At 42.8% G+C, this 6,915-nt stretch carries 7 protein-coding genes; 2 read left to right on the top strand and 5 right to left on the bottom strand.

Annotated elements, in window-relative coordinates; all coding sequences use genetic code 11:
* From AAFP11_RS14980 to AAFP11_RS14960, 5 genes are all read right to left on the bottom strand, one after another.
* The coding region (locus AAFP11_RS14980) for a tetratricopeptide repeat protein (RefSeq protein ID WP_341737787.1) at nucleotides 1-1,140 on the bottom strand (1,140 nt) is incomplete at its 3' end.
* On the bottom strand, nucleotides 1,097-2,455 hold the full coding sequence (locus AAFP11_RS14975) for a P-loop NTPase fold protein (RefSeq protein WP_341737786.1): 1,359 nt from the start codon (nucleotides 2,453-2,455) through the stop codon (nucleotides 1,097-1,099). The genes AAFP11_RS14980 and AAFP11_RS14975, both read right to left, overlap by 44 nt.
* A 249-nt stretch (nucleotides 2,456-2,704) precedes the next feature.
* Nucleotides 2,705-3,310 (bottom strand): hypothetical protein, encoded by a 606-nt coding sequence (locus tag AAFP11_RS14970; RefSeq protein WP_341737785.1) that lies wholly within the window; start codon nucleotides 3,308-3,310, stop codon nucleotides 2,705-2,707.
* A gap of 120 nt (nucleotides 3,311-3,430) precedes the next feature.
* On the bottom strand, nucleotides 3,431-3,958 hold the full coding sequence (locus tag AAFP11_RS14965; RefSeq protein WP_341737784.1) for a tetratricopeptide repeat protein: 528 nt from the start codon (nucleotides 3,956-3,958) through the stop codon (nucleotides 3,431-3,433).
* 47 nt (nucleotides 3,959-4,005) lie between these two features.
* On the bottom strand, nucleotides 4,006-4,368 hold the full coding sequence (locus tag AAFP11_RS14960; protein WP_340523420.1) for a single-stranded DNA-binding protein: 363 nt from the start codon (nucleotides 4,366-4,368) through the stop codon (nucleotides 4,006-4,008).
* 742 nt (nucleotides 4,369-5,110) lie between these two features.
* Here AAFP11_RS14960 and AAFP11_RS14955 point away from each other — a divergent pair.
* Nucleotides 5,111-6,145: a rod shape-determining protein gene (locus AAFP11_RS14955; protein WP_341737783.1), complete on the top strand. Its 1,035-nt coding sequence runs from the start codon at nucleotides 5,111-5,113 to the stop codon at nucleotides 6,143-6,145.
* Between the two features lie 92 nt (nucleotides 6,146-6,237).
* On the top strand, nucleotides 6,238-6,915 hold a 678-nt coding region (gene mreC, locus AAFP11_RS14950), incomplete at its 3' end, for a rod shape-determining protein MreC (protein ID WP_341737782.1).

The following is a 6,915-nucleotide window of genomic DNA, read 5'->3' as shown; positions in this document are numbered from 1 at the left end:
TTGATAAAATGCGATCGCCTTTTCTACTTCCCCTTGATCCGCATAGATTCCTGCTAGTTGGTGCAAAGTAGCTGCTTTCCCTTGAACATTGCCAATTTTTTCCTTAAGTTCGAGTGATTCTTGATAAAATGCGATCGCCTTTTCTACTTCCCCTTGATCCGCATAGATTATTGCTAGATTGTGCAAAGTAGCAGCTTTCCCTTGAACATCGCCAATTTTTTCGTAAATTTCGAGAGATTGTTGATAAAATGCGATCGCTTCTTTTTTATTTCCCCAATCGTCCTGAATCCATCCTAGTTCATATAAAGTATTTGCCTTTAAAGATATGAAATCTTCATCATCTTTCGCCAAATCTAACGCTTGTTTCAGATAGTATGTTGCTGTCGAGTATTCACTCCGACTGCGATAGGCAATTGCCAAATCATTCAAAACCCTAATACGAGTTTTCAAATCCTCGTGAGTTTCCTCGCGCCCATTCGAGGGAGTGTATTCCATCAATAACCGTTTTAATAAATCGATCCGTTCCTGCTTTTCTGGAACCTCGCAATTTGTAATTCCTTTGCTAGCATCCAGAGTTTGAGAAATCGCATCATCTCTAGTATTTACAGGAGTTTTAAACACAAAAGTTCCCGAATTCCAGGCCCAGAAATCCGGTGCAAAATTAGCAACTCGCGTAATCGCATAATCTGGCAAACAAAACAGCATGAGATGCGGCACCATAACCGGATAAGCATCTCGCACCCAATTGAAATCCACCAACATCGGCGGATATTCCCCCGTCATCCCGATCGCATTTTCGACTCCCCGCACCACGAAAACCAACTTTTTGTCTGCTTCAACCTTAACTGTTGGGAAAACCTTCAGAATTTCATCCAACAAAAAGCGCATCTCAGGATCGGGAAAATCCCAAATCTCAAACTGCATCTCTTGACAATCGGGATGACTAATTAAAGCCTGAATAATCGCATCTCTATCCTTGGCAAAATTACTTTGAATAAATCCCAAATCAAAAGCATCGTCGGGAACAATATCGACAAATGTCAGCAATTGGTCAAAAGATTCTTGATTGAGTTCAACAATCCTTTGTCGGTATATTTCAGGGATTTCCTTGAATTGATCTAAGGGCTTGTTGGAAAGCATAGCTTTGTTTTACGAGTGGGTTGACATAATTCCACCGACTATTGCCGTTGTATTCCAAAACGGAAATATTGAATAATAAAGTTTGTCCGATTTCATCTTTAGCAATATCTTTGTTGAGGCAAACTTGCGCTAATATTGTATAATACTCTGCTGTAGGAGTAGACCTTTCAAAGTCAAATTGCTGTTGCTTCAAAGCGTAAGTGACATCTTCAGCCAAAACTTTACTATGTCTGCGAGTAACGGCTGTGCGACAAGCCGATCGAGTTGTCTGCATCAATTGTCGCACATGACCACCACTAGCTTTTGCCAAATCTAGCAACTGTTGGCGATGGTCAAATACGGCATCAACATCAACCCGCTGTTCAATTAAACTGGCAACTCCCTCTAATCTTTGCTGATGGTAATTTAAATCGCACTCACTGCGATCGAATTCATAAATATTCACCATTGGCACAATGTTGGGATTGGTATCAAATAAATTGCTGACATTTTTATAGGAATAAATTACCGAAATCGGCACTGTATAAATAATTGTACAGTCTAGTTCTTGGAGTTGAGGAGCGTAATCAAAAAACAAATGATTAGCAACTTTTGGAATAACACGGTCTAAGTTATCAACAATTACCAAAAATCCTTTCTCATAGCGGTCTGGATATTTTCGTCTCAGCTTCTCAAAAGCATCTTTCAATAACAAATTAATATCTGTTTGCAAGCGGGACAAATTACGCTGAAGAGTTTCCCGAATCACCTGTTTTTGTTGACTAGAACCTTTGATTTGACCGAGCAATTTGGCTGTCAACTTATAAATAAGCGGAATTTCTACACCTGCACTTGCTTCAGTTTCTACGCTAACGGAAGATTGAACAGTTTCTTCTGTTTCTTTAGTGACTTCTTTAAACCACGATTCAAAACGCTCTAAAAGTTTGGGGTCAAACTTTAATCCTAATTTAGTTAAATCATCAGCTACTTTGTTGATAAACAGCAAATATAAATCGGTATATTCTGCATCAAGAACATCTAGTTCCTGGTCGAATTCTATGTAAATCACCCGATAGTCATTTTCCCATCGCGACTGAATGCGTTTTAACTCTGTACTTTTGCCGCATCCCCGATGCCCGGTAAACAAAATTGTGTTAAATTCTCCGGGTTCTTGAAGATCCAAATCCGTGCTAACATCGTCGATCGCCACTGTGTTGCGTACTGCGGACAAATCCACATAATATCGGGCAATATCATCGCCCATGAGAGGCTTTACATCACAAGCGCGGTAAGCTTCTTTGAGTGTTTTGGCGCGGTTGGGTGGGAGTGTAGTCATCGGATTGTAGATGTTGGATTGTAGATGTTGGATTGAACCCACAGTTGGTCGCGGGGTGCATCTGATTTTTGTAAGGGCGAAGCATTCCGGCAGATAATTTATTAGCGATCGCCAGAGATTTAGTGCCGGAATGCTTCGCCCCTACGAATATATTTGCAAAAATGAGATGTACCTTTTTCGCGAAAATCGCGTGCGATCGAGATATGGAGCTTTTTAACTCCTATTATAACTCATATCTCGCACTATCGTCTATAATTGTAATTCGCACTGTTTAAACACATAGTTAACTGCTCCAAACAATCGCTCTAAATCCTGAATTGTATAGAAAACTTTATTTTGAGTAAACATTTCTAACTTGAGCTTGCCAAACTGCCACATTGCCCCATTAGAAACAATCCCAAAGATAGTTTGTTGTGGTTCATTGTTCAGTCGCTGTACGGCGATCATTTCTGCCAAACACTGCCCCCATCCTTCATCAAAGGCGCTCTCTTTCTTAGCTTCAACTAAGATGAAATATGGCTTATCAAAAACTACAGTACCAAGGGTGGAGCGCTTCGCCAATATATAATCTGGAATCCCTGACAAATTTTCATTGTAGATTAAGGTTTGGTGACTCCAGAGGAGGAAATTACTGCGATAAATTTTCCAAACTTCTTTTAATACAGGATAAATGATATTTTCACAAATGGCGATTTCTGAGTTGTCAAATACTCCTTCATTGAAAATCAGTTCTAATTCATTCCGAAAAATGTCGCTGACTGCAAATTCTGTTTCGACAATGAAGTTATCTCGCAGGTAATTAATCTGGAATTCCTTGGCAACAGCGCTGATACTTTTGTAATTGCTAAAAGCCATTGGTTGTCTCCATGAAAGCCTGTTTTGAACAGGCAAGATGCCTGTTCCACAATAATTAGTCATCTCCATAAAAGCCTGTTTTGAACAGGCAAGATGCCTGTTCCACAATAATTAAACTACTTAATAACTAATAAACAAGCCACCTAAAATCAAAAATATGGCAATTAAAGCCACCCAAATAAATCGATTATCCTGCGTATTCACCTGACTAAAATCCACAGGTTCATCTATGGCATTTCGTTTCGGAATTGTCGGCTTGACAAAAGAGACATTCGGCCCTACTTGAAAATTTGAAGATGGATTTTCTTCTAGTGCGGCGAGATCGGGAATTTTTACCATCCATTCGGGAGGGATGCTGAGTTTGGGTGCTTCGAGAATGAATAGCAGCCGTTTTGCTTGTTGGCGGGTTTCTTGGCGCGGATGGCGGGTGAGTTGGCGACAAAGGCCGATCGCCTCTTCTGTATTACCAGAGGCTTCGTAGGCTGTCACTAGCCACATTTGCACTTCGCCACCTAGACGGGAACCGCGATCGACTAAACCTCTGGCTGTTTCCAAACTTTTGACAGCTTGAGCATATCGACCACTCTCAAAGGCGACTTTGCCAGTTTGGTATTCATTCTGAACAATTTCTAGCTTTTCTGAAGTCACCTGATTCCACCCAATCCCCAAATTTTACTACCCACATCCGCCAAATACTAGAATTCGCTGTTGTTTTGCGACATACTGGACTCGTTGTCGCGTTTGGAACCGAGCAGGTCTAACTGGTCTACCCTAATTACTGGTTTGGAGCGATTTGCTCCGCTATTACGATCCTGCCAGCGATCGAACTTTAAAGAGCCTGTGACTCCAATTAAAGAGCCTTTGCGAACATAGTCAGCAGCAATCTGGGCTGTTTTGCCCCAGATTTCCAGATTGAACCAGTCTGTTTGTTCGTCTGGGTTGCGCGATCGCCGTCTCACTGCCAGAGTTAAACTGCACTTAACTGTACCCGATTCAAAATATTTCACGTCCGGGTCGCCACCGACGCGGCCGACCAAAGTTACAACATTAATGCTCATAAAATTTTTCAGGAATGAGGTCTATCCATACTGTATTGACATACTCACCGCCCGTCATAAGTGCGGTGATTCTTGACACATCATTTCAACTTGCTAACGAATTAGTCTTACGGTCGATCCGTGTCCGTTTAGAGTCTCCCAATGCCCTAGGGCGACTTTTTTGTTGTTTCCGCAAGTACAAAATACTTGTTTTGCATTTCTGGGTTGGATTTCCATTGCCCTTTTGCTTCCCCTGTTTCTAATCTCAACTCTGACAGGACTTTCAACCTTGCTATTTGTTTCGGAGTATCTTTGATCCGGGCGGGTCTGTGACCATATAAAGTATAATAATACTTTTAAACTGAACCATCAACAGGAAAAAATCAAAATTAAAGCCGTCCTAAAAGCACGGGGCTTGTATCCCATTTTCTTGGTCAAAATCTTATATCTGTTACCCGTTATCTCTGTACTTACATCCAAACACCCCTGGGAATGACAATGGTAACAGCACTGATACAAGCTTCATCCTGATTTTACACCCACTTACCAGAACACATTGATGGTAACGGTAGCGGTAACAGAGTGGTCGATCTCCTTCGACTACGCTGACTCAACCGTGTAGTGGCACCAGGGAGTTTAAGTGCAACAATGTACAGCTTTGACTAGACTCAGGATGAAAAACGTAATAGAATCCACCTCGGTTACACTTTTGTAACAACATTATTGCACACAATAGTATTTTAGTTTGGGGGGGTACAAATCAGTGGGTCTTCTCAATCGATTTTCCTTATCTAGAAACGATATGGGTATCGACCTCGGTACTGCTAACACGCTCGTTTATGTATCTGGCAAAGGTATAGTTCTCCAAGAACCTTCTGTAGTTGCGATCGATCAAGACCTGAAAATACCGTTGGCTGTGGGAGAAGAGGCGAAAAAAATGCTTGGGCGAACGCCTGGGAATGTGATCGCTGTTCGACCACTCCGCGATGGAGTGATTGCTGACTTCGATACGGCGGAACTCATGCTCAAGACTTTTATTGGTCGGGTTCGTGGTAAAACTTTATCTCAGCCTCGGATCATCATTGGCATCCCCAGCGGTGTCACCGGTGTTGAGAGGCGGGCGGTGATTGAAGCGGCAACTCAAGCTGGTGCTAGCGAGGTCCGCTTAATTGACGAACCCATCGCAGCAGCGATCGGAGCCGGATTGCCTGTGGCGGAGGCGACGGGCAATATGATTATAGACATCGGCGGGGGCACGACGGAAGTTGCGGTTTTGAGTTTGCAAGGTACCGTCATCAGCGAGTCAGTCCGGGTTGCCGGTGATGAACTCAACGAGGCGATTATCCAATACGTCAAAAAAGTTCACAATTTGGTCATCGGCGAACGTACTGCTGAAGAAATTAAAATTCAGGTGGGTTCAGCATATCCAACGGCTGAGGATAACGAAGTGGTGATGGAAGTGCGGGGTTTGCACTTACTGTCTGGTTTGCCACGAACTGTTACCATTAAAGGTCCTGAAATTCGCGAAAGTATGTCGGAACCGCTTTCAGTAATTGTGGAAGCTGTGAAGCGTACTTTGGAGCGGACACCCCCGGAATTAGCGGCAGATATTATTGACAGGGGAATTATGCTGGCAGGCGGTGGGGCTCTGATGAAAGGTTTAGATACTCTGATCAGTCACGAAACAGGAATTGTGACTCACGTTGCAGCAGACCCTCTGTGCTGCGTGGTTTTGGGAGCTGGTCGGGTATTGGAAAACAAAATGTTGGAACGGGTCTTTAGCGGGCAGTCGCGGTAATTGTAGTTAACAAATTTGGGATTTTGGATTTAGGAATTTGGCTGCCATCTAAACTCTAAAATCCTGACAAAACAATTTTAAAGTTTGAAATTATGCTAAAAAACACACTCCGCAGGTGGTGGGATCTGCGATTGCCAATTGCACTTTTAGGTTTAGCTGTAACTGCTGCTTGGGGAGTTCGGCAAACACAAGGTACGGCAATGTTTGAAGTCTACAATTTTGTGACTCGCCCCTTTCATGCCAACGGCTCTGGGCAAGAACAGTTAATCTTGGCCCGCACTCAGGAATTGCAAGCACAGTTATTAGAATTAGAAACTCAAAACCAGAAACTAAAAGAGCTTTTAAACTATGTTTCTGGTCAGAAAAAGAAAGGGGTCGTAGCTCCTATTATTGGCCGTAGTGCCGACCATTGGTGGCAACAGGTCACTTTGGGTAGGGGCAGTAATGATGGTATTAAAACTGATTTTACTGTGATGGGTCCAGGTGGCTTGGTCGGCCGCGTTGTGAGCGTTACTCCTAATACTAGCTTGGTACTTTTAATCAGTGACCCTACGAGTCAATTAGGTGTGGCAGTTACTCGGACTCGCCATATGGGTTTTCTGCGGGGTAAGGGAAAAAATAAAGCTGTGATGGAATTTTTTGATAATGTTCCTAATGTTAAACCTGGGGATGTGGTTTCAACTTCTTCTTTTAGTCAGTTGTTTCCTGCTAGTTTGCCGGTGGGAAAAGTGGTTTCGGTGGATATGAATAAAACTCCGGCTCCTGAAGCT

Source organism: Microcoleus sp. CAWBG640, from assembly GCF_020883015.1.
Taxonomy (GTDB): domain Bacteria; phylum Cyanobacteriota; class Cyanobacteriia; order Cyanobacteriales; family Microcoleaceae; genus Microcoleus; species Microcoleus anatoxicus.
This window is presented reverse-complemented; position numbering and strand designations above follow the sequence as displayed.